The organism is Cohnella baijiui, assembly GCF_020731285.1.
GTDB lineage: Bacteria > Bacillota > Bacilli > Paenibacillales > Paenibacillaceae > Cohnella.
On record NZ_JAJFOW010000114.1, the window covers coordinates 1 to 436 of the forward strand.

At 48.6% G+C, this 436-nt stretch carries 1 protein-coding gene; it reads right to left on the reverse strand.

Going from position 1 to position 436, the window contains the following annotated elements; genetic code table 11:
- The coding region (locus LKX83_RS31880) for an aldehyde dehydrogenase family protein (RefSeq protein ID WP_227887275.1) at positions 1-436 on the reverse strand (436 nt) is incomplete at both ends.

The window sequence follows — 436 nt, forward strand, 5'->3', positions numbered from 1 at the left end:
GCATCCGCAAATACGATATTCGGTGACTTACCGCCAAGCTCAAGCGAAATCTTCTTTAGATTGCCTGTAGCCGCTTGCATAATATGACGTCCGGTTGCAGTACCACCGGTAAATGCGACCTTATCGACATCATGATTGACTGCGATTTCATGACCAACAACCGGGCCTGCGCCTAGTACAAGGTTTACTACGCCTGCCGGGAAACCGACTTCTTCTAGAATTTCAAACAATTTAATCGCATTAATCGGTGTTACTTCCGAAGGTTTGAACACGACAGTATTTCCTGCGGCAAGCGCCGGAGCCAGTTTCCATGCTGCCATTAACAGCGGGAAGTTCCATGGAATGATCTGTCCGCATACACCAATTGGCTCACGTACAACCATCGCCTGCATCGGATCGGATACTTCGTATGTTTGACCATGCGGCTTCGTTGCAA